We start from the raw sequence: 295 nt of genomic DNA on the forward strand, positions 1-295 counted from the left end.
GCAGGCCATCGAGCGCGTGCTGGCCGTCGCGGCCCGTCACGCGGCCTTGCAGCGCGTCGAGCAGCGGGCCGATCCGGTCCGCGCGGCTGGTGTTCTGATACAGCGTGGCCGTATCGCGCACGGCCGCGAGGCTCGGCGAACGCGCGGCCAGCAGCTCGCGCAGCAACGGCTCCGCGCGCGCCCAGTCGCGCTGCGCGAGCAACGCATCGGCAAGCTGCAGCTTCGCGTCCGGATTGTCCGGCTGCATCGCGAGTGCCGCACGCGCCGCGCGCTCCGCGTCCTGCGGACGTCCCGC

General features: G+C 75.3%; 1 protein-coding gene. It reads right to left on the reverse strand.

Annotation, left to right across the window (positions count from 1 at the left end; translation table 11 throughout):
• The coding region (locus ABY44_RS08450) for a tetratricopeptide repeat protein (protein WP_431641105.1) at positions 1–295 on the reverse strand (295 nt) is incomplete at both ends.

Source organism: Burkholderia sp. ZZQ-2, assembly GCF_050768715.1.
Taxonomy (GTDB): domain Bacteria; phylum Pseudomonadota; class Gammaproteobacteria; order Burkholderiales; family Burkholderiaceae; genus Burkholderia; species Burkholderia cepacia.